The sequence below is a fragment of the Rhizobium jaguaris genome (assembly GCF_003627755.1).
GTDB lineage: Bacteria > Pseudomonadota > Alphaproteobacteria > Rhizobiales > Rhizobiaceae > Rhizobium > Rhizobium jaguaris.
The window spans coordinates 203780-219343 of record NZ_CP032695.1 but is presented as its reverse complement, the minus strand read 5'-3'; the positions used below and the strand labels follow the sequence as shown (position 1 = coordinate 219343).

Sequence of the window (15564 nt, the reverse complement as noted above, 5' to 3'; positions counted from 1 at the left end):
CTGTTTACACGCTTTCCCCGCAATTACACTTGATGCATGTCAAGCACGCGTCCCGCCAGAGAGTGTGGAGGTTGCCTGGTCTTGAAATTGACCAAACAACAAGGCAGTCGTTCGACTGGTTGCGATTGACGAACTCGTCGTCGATCCAGGGAGAGGCGCAGGCGTCGGCGAGATGAGGCGTTCGATCCATATCACCAACAGACGGATCGGTTGATCCGCTCATCAATTGCGCCAGCGCCCCCTGGCGCGATAAGGCGTGGTCCTTTCGATGCTCGCGCGCTCGCTGGATCAAGTGGGCCAAGGTATCGAGACGGATAATGTCTCCCCTCGACCAGCCTTCGGCAAGGCTCATTAGAATGTCCATCTCCTTTTTCAGGCTGACGGTCCGGATCACATCCTCGGCTCGCTATCGCTGTGAACATGATTGAATTCACCGACCGCGATTCCTGCCGTTTTACGCTCGTCCTCGAGCGCCTATTTCAAGTGTGTAAGCTCCCTCTTAGTACCGCCGCATAAGGTGAAAGCCTAAACAAAAATGCGGTGTTATGCGGCAAATGCCACCAATGACAACTTTCGGGCCCAAGGACGAAGCCGCTCGCGCGGCATTGGCGCCCGTGGTGACGGTGCAGCAACGATCTGAACGCCGTGCATTTTGTGGGTTTGCCGTCCTGGCTGAGGATTGGGGTCTTCTCAATCACCAGACAGGAGGTTCCCATGACGGAGGAGAAGACGACCCCGCTGCGCGAACGGATGATCGAAGACATGCGCATCCGCGGGATGGGCGACAAAGTCCGGCAAGCCCATATTCGGGCGATCAAGGATTTCGCCGGGTTTCTGAAGCGATCTCCGGATACCGCGACACCCGACGACCTGCGCGCCTACCAATTGCACATGACCAATGCGGGCGTCACGCCGCCGACCTTCAACGCCCGCATCGTCGCGCTGAGGTTCTTTTTCGGCATCACCTGCGACCGCGAAGAGATGAAGCGGCATATGCAGTTCCGTCGGCAACCGCAGAAGTTGCCCGTTGTCTTGAGCGTTGAGGAGGTTTCCGACCTGCTTGTGGCGGCCCAGGGGCCGGGCCTGAAGTATCGAGCGGCGCTCAGCATCTCCTATGGCGCCGGACTGCGGGCCTCCGAAGTCTGCAACCTCAAGATCAGCGACATCGACAGCGATCGGATGCTGATCCATGTCGAACAGGGCAAGGGACAGAAGGACCGCAAGGTGATGCTGTCGCCCCTGCTGCTGGAACTCTTGCGCGACTATTGGCGCGAGTCACGGCCGCAGGGCTGGCTTTTTCCTGGCAAACCGAAGATCAACCCGATCTCGCCGCGGCAGCTCAACCGCGCCTTCACCGCCGCCAAAAAACTGGCCGGGATCGCCAAGCCAGCGACGCTGCACACCCTGCGGCACAGTTTTGCCACCCACCTGCTGGAAGCGAACACGGATGTGCGGGTGATCCAGGTCCTTCTGGGACACGCCAAGCTGACGACCACCGCCCGTTATATGCATGTCGCCACGAAGACGATCCGCGACACGATCAGCCCGTTCGAGACCCTGAAGAAGCTGCAGGACCAAACGCTCCGACGCGAACTGGAGTAGCGCCCGTCCGGTGATCCGGCCAAAACTGGAGATCGCCGACATCTTCCGTGCCTATGGCCCGGCGTGGCGGCGGGCCAATGCCGGGCATGTTAGCCTGACCCAGCTCAAGGTCATGGCGGCGATCGAGGCCTGCCGAACCGAGGCGCTCGGCGGGCATGTGGCAGCCTGTGCCAAATGCGGCCACCATCACATCGCCTACAATTCCTGCAAGAATCGGCACTGCCCGAAGTGCCAGGGACCCGCGGCGCGGGACTGGATGGCCGCCCGTGCCGAAGACCTGCTGCCGGTCGAGTATTTCCATGTTGTCTTCACCATCCCCGCCGAGATCGCGCAGATCGCCTATTGGAATAAGAAGACGGTCTATGATCTTCTATTCCGGGCATCGGCGGAGACGTTGACCACCATCGCCGCCGATCCCCGGCACCTTGGCGCAAACATCGGCATGACCAGCGTGCTGCACACCTGGGGGTCGGCGCTGACCCATCACCCGCATGTGCACATCGTCGTGCCCGGCGGTGGACTGTCGCCGGATGGCACGCGCTGGATTGGCTGTCGCCCGGGGTTCCTTCTGCCCATAAAGGTTCTGTCTCGTCTGTTTCGGCGGCTGTTTCTCGAAGGACTGATGGCACTCAGTCAATCCGGGGTGCTCTGCTTCTTCGGCGATCTAGCCCGGCTTGCAGAGGCGGATGCCTTCGCTGCCTGGCTTGCCCCCTTCCGCAAATCCGACTGGGTCGTCTACACCAAGCCCCCATTCGGCGGCCCCGAGGCCGTGCTGGCCTATCTCAGCCGCTACACGCACCGCGTGGCGATCTCGAACAGCCGCCTGATCAGCGCGAATGCCGAGGCGGTCACCTTCCGCTGGAAGGACTACCGCATCAAGACCGGTGACCGTCACAAGGTCATGCGGCTGGCCACCGACGAGTTCATCCGCCGCTTCCTAATCCACGTGCTGCCCGACGGATTCCACCGCATCCGCCACTACGGCCTGCTGGCCGGAGCAGGCCGCAAGGCCAATGTCGCAAAGATAAGGAAACTGCTCGGGACGGAAGCGCCATCACAGGACGACACGCCAAGCGCCGAGAGCATCCCGCTCACCCTGAGGCAGCCATGCCCAGATTGCGGCGGCCCGATGCGCATCGTCGAGATATTCCGCCGTGGCCAGCGACCCAAATCCCGTGCGCCACCCCGAAAGGACGCCGCATGACGAAACGCCTGTCACATCAGCCAAGGCCGGCCCGGATCTGCGATGCATTCCGGGGTGGCGCCGATTTGCGCCAGGCAACGCCGCACACTGCAAAACCGCCGATGCGAGGCCTACGAAAGAGGAGCACCCCAACCCCGATCGCGTCATTGCAAGCCTTCGGGGCAACCCGCTTGCACCCGACGCTCCCACCGATAGCCACCTCAGAAAACCGCAGCCGCACGCTTTCCCCATAGGCGCTCCACCCAGCCCCCGCAGGCCTCCTCCTTGGAAGGTTTTTCAACGCGGGCCGACACACGCCCAGCCGCCACCGTCACACCGCGGCCCGCATCGAAAAACCTTCACCGAAGCGGACTAAATGGGCGGCGCTTCTCTTATCGGCGGGCGCTTACGGTCCGCTGGTTTCATTATTTCTTCTTCTCTTGATCGTGATGCCACTTGATGGCGAAGAACATGCCCGTGCCTAACACGAGAACCTTGAACGTAATGAAGACTATAGGGAACCAATCCCACATTTCGGATATTTCCAGGCTATTACTTGGCACTATCTATCGTGAGGGAGCACTACCTCAAAACTGCTGCATACAACATCAGCCATGTTGACGCAGATGAGATCATAACATTCCCATCACACGGCATGAGTGGGCTTGCCCCATGTTTCCGGACAGGTCGTCTAACCTAACAAGCTGGTGACCGCTTCTGGCGCGCGAAGGTGTCATGAAGGAGCACCCACGATTGGTGGCAGTTGCTGCGAATTCCGCAAAAATGCCCCGGACAAGGCGTCCGGGGCGATCCTCGCGGCGTTACCGCAGCAAGCCTTCGGTGCCTGTCTTGACGTCAGGCCGATCAGAACTCCGACCACTCCTGATGGAGATGTTTAAGCGCGGCATTGCCCTGCGTGGCCGGAGCGGCGCGTGTAGCAAGTCGGCCCGTTGCCGGGGGTGAGGCAGGCCGGGCTACGGGCTTTGCCTGCGACACCCTGCGCTCGGCTTCGCCCGTGCGGAACGCGCTCAGGAGTTCGCCGAGCCGGTTGCTCTCCTCGGCCAGACCCGCACCAGCCGCGTTCATCTCTTCGACCATGGCGGCATTCTGCTGTGTCGCCTGGTCCATATGATTGACGGCGCTGTTGATCTCCGACAGGCCCATGGACTGCTCCTGGGCAGCGGTGGCGATCGCGTCCATGTGCTGATTGATCTGCAGGACCAGATCGGCGATAGCCGCGAGGCCATCGCCCGTGTCGTTGACGAGCTTCACTCCCTCGCCGACGGCAACTTCGGAATTGCCGATCAGCGCCTTGATCTCTTTGGCGGCATTGGCCGAACGCTGTGCAAGTTCGCGCACTTCCTGGGCGACGACGGCAAACCCTTTGCCGGCTTCACCCGCACGCGCCGCCTCGACACCGGCGTTGAGAGCAAGCAGGTTGGTCTGGAAGGCGATCTCGTCGATCACGCCGATGATCTGGCTGATTTGTTTGGACGAATGCTCGATCCTGCCCATAGCGTTGACGGCATTGCTGACGACTTGGCTGGAGTTTTCTGCCCGCAACCGGGCCCCGCGAACTAGTTCACGGGCATCGCCAGCTCGCTTCGAGGTCGACTGGACGTTGGCCGTAACCTCTTCAAGTGCGGCCGCCGTCTCCTCAAGCGAAGCGGCCTGCTGCTCGGTGCGCTTGGAGAGGTTATCGGAAGCCTGCGAGATCTCGTAGCTGCCACTGTTTACGAGTGACGCGGCCTGGCCGACGCGGGACATGGCATCGCGAAGCTGGCCGACGGACGAATTGAAATCGTGACGCAAAGCTTCGAACTGCTCAGCCAGTGGCGTTTCGATCTCGCAGAGCAGGTCGCCGGATGCCAAATGACGCAGACCTGTCGCAAGCGAACCTGTTGCTTGCAGCAGCCTCTGCTCGGCCTCGGCTTCGGCGCGACGCTGAACTTCTACGCGTTCGTGCTCCGATGTCACACGTGCCTCGGCGGCTTCGGCTTCGAGCGCCTTGTTGCGCAAGGCCGCCTGCTGGAATACCTGTACGGAACGTGCCATGGCGCCGACTTCATCGCGACGCTCGACGCCATCGATCGAGACCGAGAGGTCGCCTTGGGCGAGCGCCGTCATGGAATGGGTTAGCGCGCCGACGGGTTTGGTGACGCGGAAAACGATGACGCAGATGCCGGTGATGCTCAGAACCACGGCAACTAGGAAGGTGAGTCCGTAGGCGATCAGGCTGGTGAATGCATCATTCTGACCGGCGGCTGCCTTGGCCACCATGCCATCTGCGGCGGCAGCGGCGGTGTTTGTGATGGTGAGTAGTGCGGCGTTGCCGAGCGGGCGCCAGTCGTCGAGGGACATAGCCTTCTTCTCGCCGGCTGCGAACCTCGCAAGTAATGCATTGTGTTTTGCTGCAAAGTCGCCGCTGAAATAGGTCGTATCGCCGATCTTGTAGGCGTCCTTGACAACTTGTGGTGTCGATGGATGGTTGACCAGAGTGCCGATCTGTCCCCAGGTGAAGCTCGCGGCATAATCGAACTGTTGGATCTTGCTGAGTTCGTCGGGCTTCATCGCCTCTCCGGAGGCAAGTGTGTTGACGAACAAGAGGTTTGCTGCGCCCGCTGTCGCGCGGGTGTACCAAGTCAGTGCACGGATCTGGATCATTGCCGCCATCGAGGGATCGCTCGCGCGAACCTGGCTTTCAACGGCGGTCGAGCCTGCTTCTAGCGCGGTCAAGAGCTGCTGGCCGATGTCCAGCGTCGTGGCCTGCAGTGTCGGATCGCGATCAGCGAGTTTCTTGGCAACTTCGCTGTCGAGCCTTGAGCGGAATGCGACGACCCGATCATATGCACTCATGACGTCGGCGATCGGCGCTCTGAGCTTCTCGTTGTCAATGTTTGCAGAGACCGATTTCGCGTCAGCCATATATTTGTCGACGACGACCCGCTCCGCTTTCAACATGGCGAGCGTTGCATCTTGCGTGCCAAGCTCAAGCTTGGCGAGCGACGAGCCGTCACCTCGCTCGTTGCGGAAGTTGGCAAGTGTCTGGAAGAGCGCTCGGTCGAGCATGGTAAACTTCGAGACGTCTGCATAGGTGCTCTCACCACGATAGGCATCGAGCATGGAAGATCCTGTTAGCACGCACAGAGCGACGCTGAGAACAAGAAAAATTCCAACAAGTATATTGCGAAGAGAGAAAAGCATAATTGCAACCTATGTTCGGGGGTGCCGGGGCGCCAACTCGCTTCGCCGAAACCCGAATTTTTGGAGCCCTTGCGGCGCAATTTCCAAAAGAAAAGCAGTCCGCGAGCCGTCGAGACGCCGCCCGAGCGCAGACCCTCATGGCCTGTCCAATCAGAGACAAAGATAGGCGGGCTTTATTGAAACAGGATTAATAATGCTTCCCGAAAATACATAAAAGTATTCGCAGTCTGGCCCATCTATTCACTAGATTGGCGAATTTGACCGCTATTTATCACGGATGCCTAGAGACAATATAATCAACTAAAGTATAATGTATGGAAATATCAAGTTAACTTAAGCGAACGCGCACCGCATTTTGCCCCAAAAAATGTGGGCTATGCGCCAGAACAATGCCTGGCCAATGCTCCGCCAATCACGGATTAGCCGGCCTTCTTCCTCCGCAAGGCTATGCCGCGGTCGCCTCATAAGATCGAGCCGGACCGTCAAGCGCACCAATACGCCAGCCATTTTGCGCGCTTTCAGCTCGACGCCAACAGGGGAACGCGGACGAGTGGTAGTGCTTGCGTAGATCAGTCCGCTTTGCAAAGACTTCAGTTGCGATGATTTTTCCCAAAGTGATTTACTAAAACGGTTTGCAAATGACGGCAGAAAGAGTCCCGGGCTGGCTGATCGAGGACGTGCAGGGCAATCTACCGCAGAACTGAACCGCACTATCATGAAGAGGACACCAGGTCCCGCATCCGGCGGACTTGGCCGATGACACAAAGGAAGGGAAAATACCAGTGCACTCGACCGAAACACTTTTCACCAATGCAAAACTGGCCGACGGCACGCTCAATGACCTTGTAGTGTCGGCCGGCCGCATCGCCGCGATCAAGCCCGCAGGTTCCGGTGGGAATGCCGCAACCATGATCGACATCGCCGGTGCACTCCTCGCGCCGAGCTTCGTCGAGGGCCACACCCATCTCGATACGAGCTTCTATGGCGACAAGTGGATCCCGCACAAACCCTGCACCAAAGGCTTCGATGTGCACGAGCGCGTTGCTCTCCAAACTGAGAACATGGCCGCCGCCGCGCCGATGGACGAGCGCGCTCGCAATCAGCTCAATCTCTGCATTTCGAATGGTTCATTGCAGATGCGCAGCCATGTGATGGTCGACGGCTCGGTCGGTCTGACGTCGCTCGAAACCATCCTGAAGGTCCGAGAGGAATACAAGGACATCATCGACATCCAACTCGTCGCCTTCCCGCAAAGCGGTATCCTGAAGAGCCCCGGCACAGCGGACCTGATGGATGAAGCGATCGCCATGGGCGCCGATCTTGTCGGCGGGCTCGATCCGCTTTCCTTCGATCGCGACATAAAAGGCCATCTCGACGTGGTCTTCGGCATTGCCGAAAGACGCGGCGTGGACGTCGACATCCATCTCCACGATGCCGGCACCCTCGGCGCCATGACGATCGAGGAGATCTGCGCCCGCACGACGGCGCTCGGCATGCAGGGGCATGTCGCCGTCAGCCATGCCTATGGCCTTGGCGACCTCACGCCGGATGCGGCGAAGAAAATTGCCGCACTGATTGCCAAAAGCGGCGTATCGATCATGACCAATGCTCCCGGCAACCACAATTTCCCCCCGGTCGCATTGCTTCGCACCGCCGGCGTTACCGTCTTCAGCGGCAGCGACAACATTCGCGATTCGTGGTGGCCCTTCGGCGATGGCGACATGCTCCGGCGGGCCGAAATCATCGCTTACCGCTCCGGTTTCTACACCGATGCGGATCTCAGCGCCGCCTTTGACCTGGTAACGTCAGCCGGCGCCAAGGCACTCCGTCTGGAAGGGCACGGCATCGTCGTCGGTGCCAAGGCCGACTTCGTGACACTGGCCGCCGAGCACCTGCCCGAAGCCGTGGTGGCCTTCCCCAAGCCGCGCCGTGTCTTCAAGGAAGGCCGTCTTGTGGCCGAAAACGGCGCCGTGGTCCGCTGATGCTTCGTCCCACCAGAAAGGCCGACGAGCAGCCCCGTGAAGCCAGGGTTACCGACAACCTGTTCGATCTCGTTCTCCGCAACGTCCGCATCGAGGAAGATGGCGTTTTCGTCGATGTCGCAATCCGCGACGGCTGGATCGCAGCCATCGAGCGCGGCTTCCGCTGTGAGGCGATCGAGAATGTCGATGGCCAGGGCGCCTTCGCCTTTGGCGGCTTCGTGGACACACACATCCATCTAGACAAAGCCTGCATTCTCGACCGATGCGCGATTTGCGAAGGCACGCTCGCTGAAGCCGTTCAGGAGACAGCCAGAGCCAAGGCCAGCTTCGAGGCAGACGACGTCTATGCCCGGGCCGCGCGCGTCGTGGAGAAGGCGATCTTGCACGGAACGGTGCGGATGCGGACCTTCGTCGAGGTCGATCCTCGCGCCGGTTTGCGCTCCTTTGAGGTCATCAAGCGTATCAAGGCGGACTATGCCTTCGCCGTCGACATCGAAATCTGCGCCTTCGCTCAGGACGGGCTGACGAACGAGCCCGAGACATTCGACATGCTGGATATCGCACTTTCAAGCGGCGCGGATCTGATCGGCGGCTGTCCCTATACGGATCCCGACCCAGCCAGGCATGTGGACATGATCTTTGCGCTCGCGGTGAAGCACGGTGTGCCGGTCGACTTCCATCTCGATTTCAGCCTCGACCCCGATCGCACCGACCTGCCGGCCGTGATCGCCACGACGCTGCGCCACGGCTGGCAAGGGCGCGTGGCGATCGGCCACGCCACCAATCTTTCGGCCATGCCGCAGGCGCAGGTCCTATGCATTGCCGACGAGCTCGCCAAAGCGGGCATCGCACTTTCGGTGCTTCCGGCCACCGATCTGTTTCTTGCGGGTCGGGGGCATGACCGGCTGGTGCCGCGCGGCGTCGCGCCGGCCCATCTCCTCGCAACCCGTGGTGTCGTGACCTCCATTGCGACCAACAATGTGCTCAATCCCTTCACACCCTATGGCGATGCCTCGCTGATGCGCATGGCCAATCTCTACGCCAATGTCTCCCAGCTCGCACGAGACGAGGATATCGCCTTGGTCTTCAACATGGTGAGCGAAACGGCGGCGCGCCAACTAGGCGCCGTGGAACGCCTGCAGCCGGGCTGTGAGGCGACCATCGTGCTTCTCGACAGCTCAGGGCCACGCGCTGCCGTACGCGAGATTGCTCGTGTGATCGCAGGCTGGAAAAATGGACGCAAAAGCTTCGACAATGGCCGGCCCAGGCTTCACAGAGCGCGCTGAGGCACTGAGCAGTCGCAACCGTCCGCCCGAAACAGTCCATGTCGGATGCGGCCAGTCTTCCCGCTGTGGCAGTCGCGATCGCCTGGGTGAAAATTCAGGGTCTAGCCGTCCCCAACCGTAAAATCACTCATTGCATCGAGGAACCGCCGCGAGCAATGAAAGCGAATGACGCGGAGCATGGCCAATGCCGAAATCCATGATTGCAACGGGCAGCTCTATCGAGCTGATGCCGAGCCTACTGAAATGGGCACACTCTCGCATTTACATTTATGACAGCATATTATTTGAGCATGCCAATTGCTTGACACTTTTTTAGCCTCCCCCTATGATTTTTTACCAAATGATCAAAAAGCAGGGGAACCAAAAATGACCAATGAAATCATGCTGTCGCGTCGTGCCGTCATTGCTTCCGGCATTGCGCTCGGCGTCAGCGCTCTGGCGCCAAGCGCTCGTGCCGCCGCGCCACTCAAAGTCGCCGGCATTCACGCCTCACCGGTCGAAAATGCCTGGAATTCCTGTCTTCACAAGGCGCTCCAGGATGCAGCCAAGGAAGGCGTCATCGAATACGTCTTTTCTGAAGGCGTTTCGGGCACGGACTATCCCCGTGCCATGCGCGAATATGCCGAGCAGGGTAACAAGCTGATTATCGGCGAAGCCTATGCGGTGGAGAAGGAAGCACGCCAGGTTGCTGCCGATTACCCAGACACGGCCTTCGTACTGGGCTCCAGCGCCGAGACCGCGGGCAGCAATTTCGGCGTCTTCGGCACTTGGAACTATGACGGCGCCTATCTCGCCGGCATGTTGGCGGGCAAAATGACCAAGTCGAATGTCGTCGGCTCGGTGGGCGCCATTCCGATTCCCGAAGTCAATATGCTGATCAACGCCTTCGCCGCAGGCGTCAAGGCGGTCAACCCGGACTGCAAGCATCTGGTCTCTTTCATCGGCACCTTCTTCGATCCACCGAAGGCGCGCGAGGCGGGCCTCGCACAGATCGATGCCGGTGCCGACATTCTCTTCGGCGAGCGCATCGGCACTGCCGACGCTGCCAAGGAGCGCCACATCAGATCGGTCGGATCCCTGATCGATTATACGCCCCGCTACCCCGATACCGTCTTTGCCAACGCCATGTGGTACTTCCGTCCCATCCTCAATGCGGCGATCGCCGATGTTGCCGCCGGCAAGCCGGTCGGCCGCAACTACACGGCCTATGGCCTGATGAAGGAGGGCGGCAGCGACATCGTCTATGTCAAGGGTGTTGCGCCGACGGAAGCGGAAGCCGCTATGGAGAAGGTCCGCGCAGACATCAAGACCGGCACTTTCGAGGTGCCGAAGATTTCAGATCAACCGAAATAATCAATCGGCTCGGTCATGAGCAGGCCATTATTCGCCGATGCCACGGAGCTGGCCGGCGCCATTAGATCCGGCAAGCTTGCCTGCATGGATGCCATGCAGGCATCCATTGCCGCTTGCGCCACGCATGAAGACATCGGCGCCATCGCCTATCTCGACCCCGAAATGGGACTTGCAGCCGCGCGAGCCATGGACCGGGAAGCATCGGAGCTGCCGGAACGCTTTGCTGCCCGTTCGTTCGTCGGCGTGCCGACTGTCGCCAAGGATCTTGGCGGCCCTTTTGCAGGGCTGCCGGTGACGGCGGGGTCACGTCTGTTCAGGCGCGAAGGCACAGGTGCAGACAGCGATCTGGCGAGCCGATTTCGCGATGCGGGCCTTTGCGCATTCGGATTGAGCACCAGCCCGGAATTCGGCTTTTCACTCGCTTCCGAGCCGGCGATAGGTCCGATCTGTCGCAATCCGTTGGATAGAACCCGCACCGCGGGCGGTTCCTCCGGCGGCGCGGCGGCGGCGGTAGCCGCTGGCATCGTTGCAATCGCGCATGCGACGGATGCGGGCGGCTCGATCCGCGTTCCGGCTGCCTGTTGTGGTCTGGTCGGCCTAAAACCGACCCGCGGCGCTGTACCTGCCGGCCCCTCCTTCGGCAATCACCTCGGCGGCATTGCCAGCGAACTCGCCGTGACGCGGTCCGTACGTGACACGGCTCGGATTTTCACCGCCGTTTCCGGCAAAACGAGGGGACCATTCGCTGATATCCTACAACTCACCGTGCAAGCCGCCCCCCTTCGGATCGGTCTGCTGATAGATGCAGGCGACCGATACTCGATCGCAAACGACCGGCTGCAAGCCGTGGAGGCGGCCGCCCAGCATCTCGAAAGGCAGGGACATCCGCTCGTTGCGCTCGCCTGGGCTCAATTCCGGGAAGCAGTAGCAGCCAGCACTCAAGCTTTCGGCGACATTATTTCCGTCAATATCGCCGGCTTGGTGGACGACCTCGAATTGGATATTGTGGCAGCCGAAACGATGACGCAGGCTTTCGTCACGCGTGGACGCGCCATGTCGGCAACGACTCTTTGGAACTCCCTCAATGGTGCGGTACAGGCAAGTCGCTCCTTGTGGGAGATCTTCGATAGGGTCGATGTCATTATCATGCCCATGCTTGCGACAGCTCCGCCGCCGATTGGATCCTTTCCGACGGATCATTCCGACACCGATCTGCATCTCGAACGCATGGCAGCTTTCGCTCCCTTGGCATCGCTGGCCAATGTTTCGGGCTTTCCTGCCATAACGCTTCCCTTCGGCATCGATACCGATGACCTGCCCTTGCCGGTTCAGATCATGGCGCCAATGGGCAAGGAGGCGCTCTTGCTGTCTCTTGCGGCAAATCTCGAAGCGGATGGCCGCTGGCAGCACCGCTACCCGATCGCGGGGCTTGCCGCATGAACGCACCCGTCCTCACAATCGAAGGTGTCAGCAAGCGGTTCGGCAGCACTGTTGCCAACGACAATATCTCGCTGACCTTGGCGAAGGGCGAGATTGTCGCCTTGCTCGGCGAGAATGGCGCTGGCAAGACCACGTTGATGAGCATCCTTTTTGGCCACTATGTGCCCGATACCGGACGCATATTCGTCAACAATGCGGAGTTGCCGCAGGGCAAGCCCCGCGCCGCGATCCGCGCCGGCGTCGGCATGGTGCACCAGCATTTTTCCCTCGCTCCCAATTTGACCGTGCTTGAAAACGTAGTGACCGGCACCGAGAAGCTCTGGTCGCTGCGGTCGCAGACGAATGCCGCGCGCAAAGAGCTTTTGGCGATCGCCGAGCGTTTCGGCCTTAAGGTAGATCCCGACGCACGCCTCGGCGACCTTTCGGTCGGCGAGCAGCAGCGCGTGGAAATCCTCAAGGCACTCTACAACGATGCACGCATCCTGATCCTCGACGAACCGACTGCCGTGCTCACGCAGATCGAAGCGGAAAGGCTGTTCTCGACGCTGAAACAGATGGCCGCACAGGGCCTGTCATTAATCTTCATCTCCCACAAGCTCGATGAGGTCATGGCAACCGCCGACCGTATTGTCGTGCTGCGCGGCGGTAAAGTTGCAGCCGAGCGGCACGCATCGCAGACCAGCAAGGCCGAGCTTGCGGAGCTCATGGTCGGTCATCGTGTGACGCGACCTACCCGCGAGGCGAGCATACCGGGTGAGATTGCGCTGGAGGCACGCGATATCACGGTGAAGATCGGCGGTGTCGAGCGACTGAAAAGAGTGAGCTTCCATCTGCGCGCCGGCGAAGTTCTTGGCATTATCGGCGTATCGGGCAACGGCCAGGCAGCATTGGGTCAAATCCTATCCGGCACCCTGCCCCGCTCGTCGGGCGAGTTGCTGCTGTTTGGCGAGGCCATAGGCGATCTGGACGTTGCCGCCATCATCGGCGCCGGCATCGGGCGCATTCCCGAGGACCGCAACCGCGATGGCGCTATCGGCGAGATGGCGATCTGGGAAAATGCCGTGCTTGAACGCTTGTCATCCTACTCAAAACACGGCTTGGTCGACCGCAGGGCCGGCATGGCCTTCGCGCAGAGGATCATCGACACCTTCGATGTGCGCGGTGGAAATCCCACCAGCCGCACCCGGCTGCTGTCCGGCGGTAACATGCAGAAGCTGATCCTCGGCCGCAATCTTTATGAACGCCCGCACATTCTTGTCGCCGCCCAGCCTGCGCGAGGGTTGGACGAAGGGGCTGTTGCCGCCGTTCACGGACGCATCCTGGAAGCACGCCGTCAAGGGAGCGCCGTACTGTTAATCTCGGAGGACCTGGATGAAGTCATCGCCCTGGCCGATCGCATCCAGGCGATCGTCGGCGGTCGCCTTTCTGCGCCAGTCGATGCGGCTCAGGCAGACGCACGCCTGCTTGGGCTTATGATGGCCGGGGAGTGGAAAGACGAGAGCGGGACCGAAGATGCGATTTGAACGGCGCGAACACCGGCCACTCTACCTGATGATCCTTGCCCCCCTTCTTGCGATCGTGGCAGCCTTGGTGCTGGCAGGTATCCTGATCGCCATTGCTGGCGCGCCGGTTCTCGAAGCCTATCGGCGCATCTTGCTGGGCGCCTTTGGCTCGCGACTGTCTGCCACAGAAACGCTGACCCGGGCAACGCCGCTGATCCTGACGGGATTGGCAGCGGCGGTCGCCTTTCGCGCCCGCCTCTGGAATATCGGCGCCGAGGGACAATTTTATTTCGGTGCGATCGCAGTGGCAGCTTTCGGCTCGAAAATGCTCGCCGGCCTGCCTGCCCTGATGCTGATCCCGCTGCTGCTGATCATCGGCGCCATCGCCGGAATGATACTGATCCTTGTTCCGCTCTGGCTGCGGCTGCGCTTCTCCGTCGACGAAGTCGTCACCAGCCTTATCCTCAATTTCATCGCCGTTCTCTTCGTCTCCATGTTGATCGACGGCGTGCTGAAGGATCCGATGGCGTTCGGTTGGCCGCAATCTCAAGGCGTTGTCGATCATGCCATGCTGCCGAAGCTGATCGCCCGATCGCGCCTTCATATCGGCTTTGCGATTGCTATAGCACTTGCCGCCATCGTCTATTTCATCCAGTCGCGCACGGTCTTCGGCATGCAATCGCGGGCAGCCGGGCTCAGCCCTTCCGGTGCCGTCTTTGCCGGCGTCCGGCTCGGAACGACGCTCGTAAAAGTCGCCTGTCTTTCAGGGGGGCTTGCAGGCCTTGCCGGCGCAATCGAGGTAATGGGGGTCAAGGGTTATGTTACGACGGATCTGTCGCCGGGCTTCGGCTATGCCGGTATTGTCGTCGCCATGCTTGCCAACCTCAATCCCCTCGGTGTGGTGCTGGCGGCGATCTTCACCGCAACGATGTTCGTCGGCGCCGACGGCATGAGCCGCGGCCTTGGTATTCCCACCTATATCGCTGACGTCACGGTCGCCCTGTCACTGCTGACCATGCTGATCGCGCTGTTCTTCACGCAATACAGGGTCCGCCGATGAGCACGCTGATCGACATCATCGCATCTGCCGGGCTTTGGGCTGCCGTGCTGCGGATTGCCACGCCGCTGATCTTCGGCACGCTCGGGGCGCTTCTGTGCGAGCGGGCCGGCGTCCTCAATCTCGGCATCGAAGGTATCATGACGTTCGGCGCGATGATCGGCTGGCTGTCGGTGTATCACGGCGCCGATCTCTGGACGGGACTTCTGATCGCAGCACTTGCCGGCGGCATCTTTGGCCTCCTGCATTCGGCATTGACGGTAACGCTCGGATTGTCACAGCATGTCTCAGGCCTGGGTGTGACGCTTTTTGCATCCAGCTTCAGCTATTATGTCTTCCGTCTGATCGTTCCTGTCGCGGGAACGCCGCCGACGATTGCGCCCTTCCAGCCGATCGCCATTCCGGGGCTTTCGACCCTGCCCTTCCTCGGTCCCGCCGTGCTCACACAGACGGCGCCAACCTATCTGGCAATCCTGGTGGCACTCGTCATGGCCTATATCCTCTTCCGCACACCGGTTGGGCTTGCGATCCGCATGACCGGCGAAAATCCGCATGCCGCCGAGGCCCAGGGCCTCAATCCGATGAGGGTTCGTTATGGCGCTGTGATTGCCGGCAGCGCGCTGATGGGCATGGGCGGCGCCTTCCTGACACTTTCAGCCTTCAACAGTTTCTTTCCGACGATGGTGCAGGGCCGAGGCTGGATCTGCATCGCGCTAGTCGTCTTTGCGTCCTGGCGGCCGGGCCGAGCGCTGTTCGGAGCGCTGCTCTTTGCCTTTTTCGATGCCTTCCAGCTACGCCTGCAAACGGCCGTGCAGGGCGTGCCCTACCAGATTTTTCTGATGACGCCCTACATCCTGTCCATCGTTGCGCTCGCCGTCATGAGCAGGCGGGCCCGCGTGCCACAGGCGCTCATGCAACCCTATCGTCGCGGCGAAAGATAGTCCGAGGAGTTTTC

Annotated in this window: 11 protein-coding genes; 9 read left to right on the top strand and 2 right to left on the bottom strand. The window is 60.6% G+C overall.

Annotation, left to right across the window (positions count from 1 at the left end; genetic code table 11):
- Positions 1-4: 4 nt before the first annotated feature.
- Positions 5-352 carry a hypothetical protein gene (locus CCGE525_RS38780; protein WP_205587504.1) on the bottom strand — a complete coding sequence of 116 codons (348 nt, stop codon included), beginning with the start codon at positions 350-352 and terminating at the stop codon, positions 5-7.
- A 362-nt stretch (positions 353-714) separates the two neighbouring features.
- Here CCGE525_RS38780 and CCGE525_RS23075 point away from each other — a divergent pair, with 362 nt between their 5' ends.
- On the top strand, positions 715-1602 hold the full coding sequence (locus CCGE525_RS23075; RefSeq protein ID WP_120703950.1) for a tyrosine-type recombinase/integrase: 888 nt from the start codon (positions 715-717) through the stop codon (positions 1600-1602).
- Between the two features lie 10 nt (positions 1603-1612).
- Positions 1613-2806, top strand: a complete 1194-nt coding sequence (locus CCGE525_RS23070; protein WP_120703951.1) for an IS91 family transposase — start codon at positions 1613-1615, stop codon at positions 2804-2806.
- Between the two features lie 843 nt (positions 2807-3649).
- Here CCGE525_RS23070 and CCGE525_RS23060 read toward each other — a convergent pair.
- Positions 3650-5989 (bottom strand): methyl-accepting chemotaxis protein, encoded by a 2340-nt coding sequence (locus CCGE525_RS23060; protein WP_120706703.1) that lies wholly within the window; start codon positions 5987-5989, stop codon positions 3650-3652.
- 782 nt (positions 5990-6771) lie between these two features.
- Between CCGE525_RS23060 and CCGE525_RS23055 the strand changes: the two genes are divergently transcribed.
- The 7 genes from CCGE525_RS23055 (at position 6772) to CCGE525_RS23025 (ending at position 15550) form a co-directional block, all read left to right on the top strand.
- Positions 6772-7971, top strand: coding sequence for an amidohydrolase family protein (locus CCGE525_RS23055; RefSeq protein WP_120706702.1), 1200 nt, complete (start codon positions 6772-6774; stop codon positions 7969-7971).
- Positions 7971-9257, top strand: coding sequence for an amidohydrolase family protein (locus CCGE525_RS23050; RefSeq protein ID WP_205587503.1), 1287 nt, complete (start codon positions 7971-7973; stop codon positions 9255-9257). Before CCGE525_RS23055 ends, CCGE525_RS23050 begins: the two co-directional genes overlap by 1 nt.
- A gap of 366 nt (positions 9258-9623) precedes the next feature.
- Positions 9624-10610, top strand: coding sequence for a BMP family protein (locus tag CCGE525_RS23045; protein WP_120706701.1), 987 nt, complete (start codon positions 9624-9626; stop codon positions 10608-10610).
- A 15-nt stretch (positions 10611-10625) separates the two neighbouring features.
- Positions 10626-12050, top strand: a complete 1425-nt coding sequence (locus CCGE525_RS23040) for an amidase (RefSeq protein WP_120706700.1) — start codon at positions 10626-10628, stop codon at positions 12048-12050.
- The gene (locus CCGE525_RS23035) at positions 12047-13573 is read left to right on the top strand and encodes an ABC transporter ATP-binding protein (protein WP_120706699.1); all 1527 of its coding nucleotides are present in this window, start codon (positions 12047-12049) and stop codon (positions 13571-13573) included. Before CCGE525_RS23040 ends, CCGE525_RS23035 begins: the two co-directional genes overlap by 4 nt.
- The gene (locus CCGE525_RS23030; RefSeq protein WP_120706698.1) at positions 13563-14612 is read left to right on the top strand and encodes an ABC transporter permease; all 1050 of its coding nucleotides are present in this window, start codon (positions 13563-13565) and stop codon (positions 14610-14612) included. The genes CCGE525_RS23035 and CCGE525_RS23030 overlap by 11 nt, the downstream gene beginning before the upstream one ends.
- On the top strand, positions 14609-15550 hold the full coding sequence (locus CCGE525_RS23025) for an ABC transporter permease (RefSeq protein WP_120706697.1): 942 nt from the start codon (positions 14609-14611) through the stop codon (positions 15548-15550). Before CCGE525_RS23030 ends, CCGE525_RS23025 begins: the two co-directional genes overlap by 4 nt.
- Positions 15551-15564: the final 14 nt, after the last annotated feature.

Excerpts from the sequence above, each read along its gene's own strand:
- CCGE525_RS23035 (WP_120706699.1), top strand. The coding sequence starts at position 12,047 with ATGAACGCACCCGTCCTCACAATCGAAGGTGTCAGCAAGCGGTTCGGC.
- CCGE525_RS23050 (WP_205587503.1), top strand. The coding sequence starts at position 7,971 with ATGCTTCGTCCCACCAGAAAGGCCGACGAGCAGCCCCGTGAAGCCAGG.
- CCGE525_RS23075 (WP_120703950.1), top strand. The coding sequence starts at position 715 with ATGACGGAGGAGAAGACGACCCCGCTGCGCGAACGGATGATCGAAGAC.
- CCGE525_RS23030 (WP_120706698.1), top strand. The coding sequence starts at position 13,563 with ATGCGATTTGAACGGCGCGAACACCGGCCACTCTACCTGATGATCCTT.
- CCGE525_RS23045 (WP_120706701.1), top strand. The coding sequence starts at position 9,624 with ATGACCAATGAAATCATGCTGTCGCGTCGTGCCGTCATTGCTTCCGGC.
- CCGE525_RS23025 (WP_120706697.1), top strand. The coding sequence starts at position 14,609 with ATGAGCACGCTGATCGACATCATCGCATCTGCCGGGCTTTGGGCTGCC.
- CCGE525_RS23060 (WP_120706703.1), bottom strand. The coding sequence starts at position 5,989 with ATGCTTTTCTCTCTTCGCAATATACTTGTTGGAATTTTTCTTGTTCTC.
- CCGE525_RS38780 (WP_205587504.1), bottom strand. The coding sequence starts at position 352 with ATGAGCCTTGCCGAAGGCTGGTCGAGGGGAGACATTATCCGTCTCGAT.
- CCGE525_RS23040 (WP_120706700.1), top strand. The coding sequence starts at position 10,626 with ATGAGCAGGCCATTATTCGCCGATGCCACGGAGCTGGCCGGCGCCATT.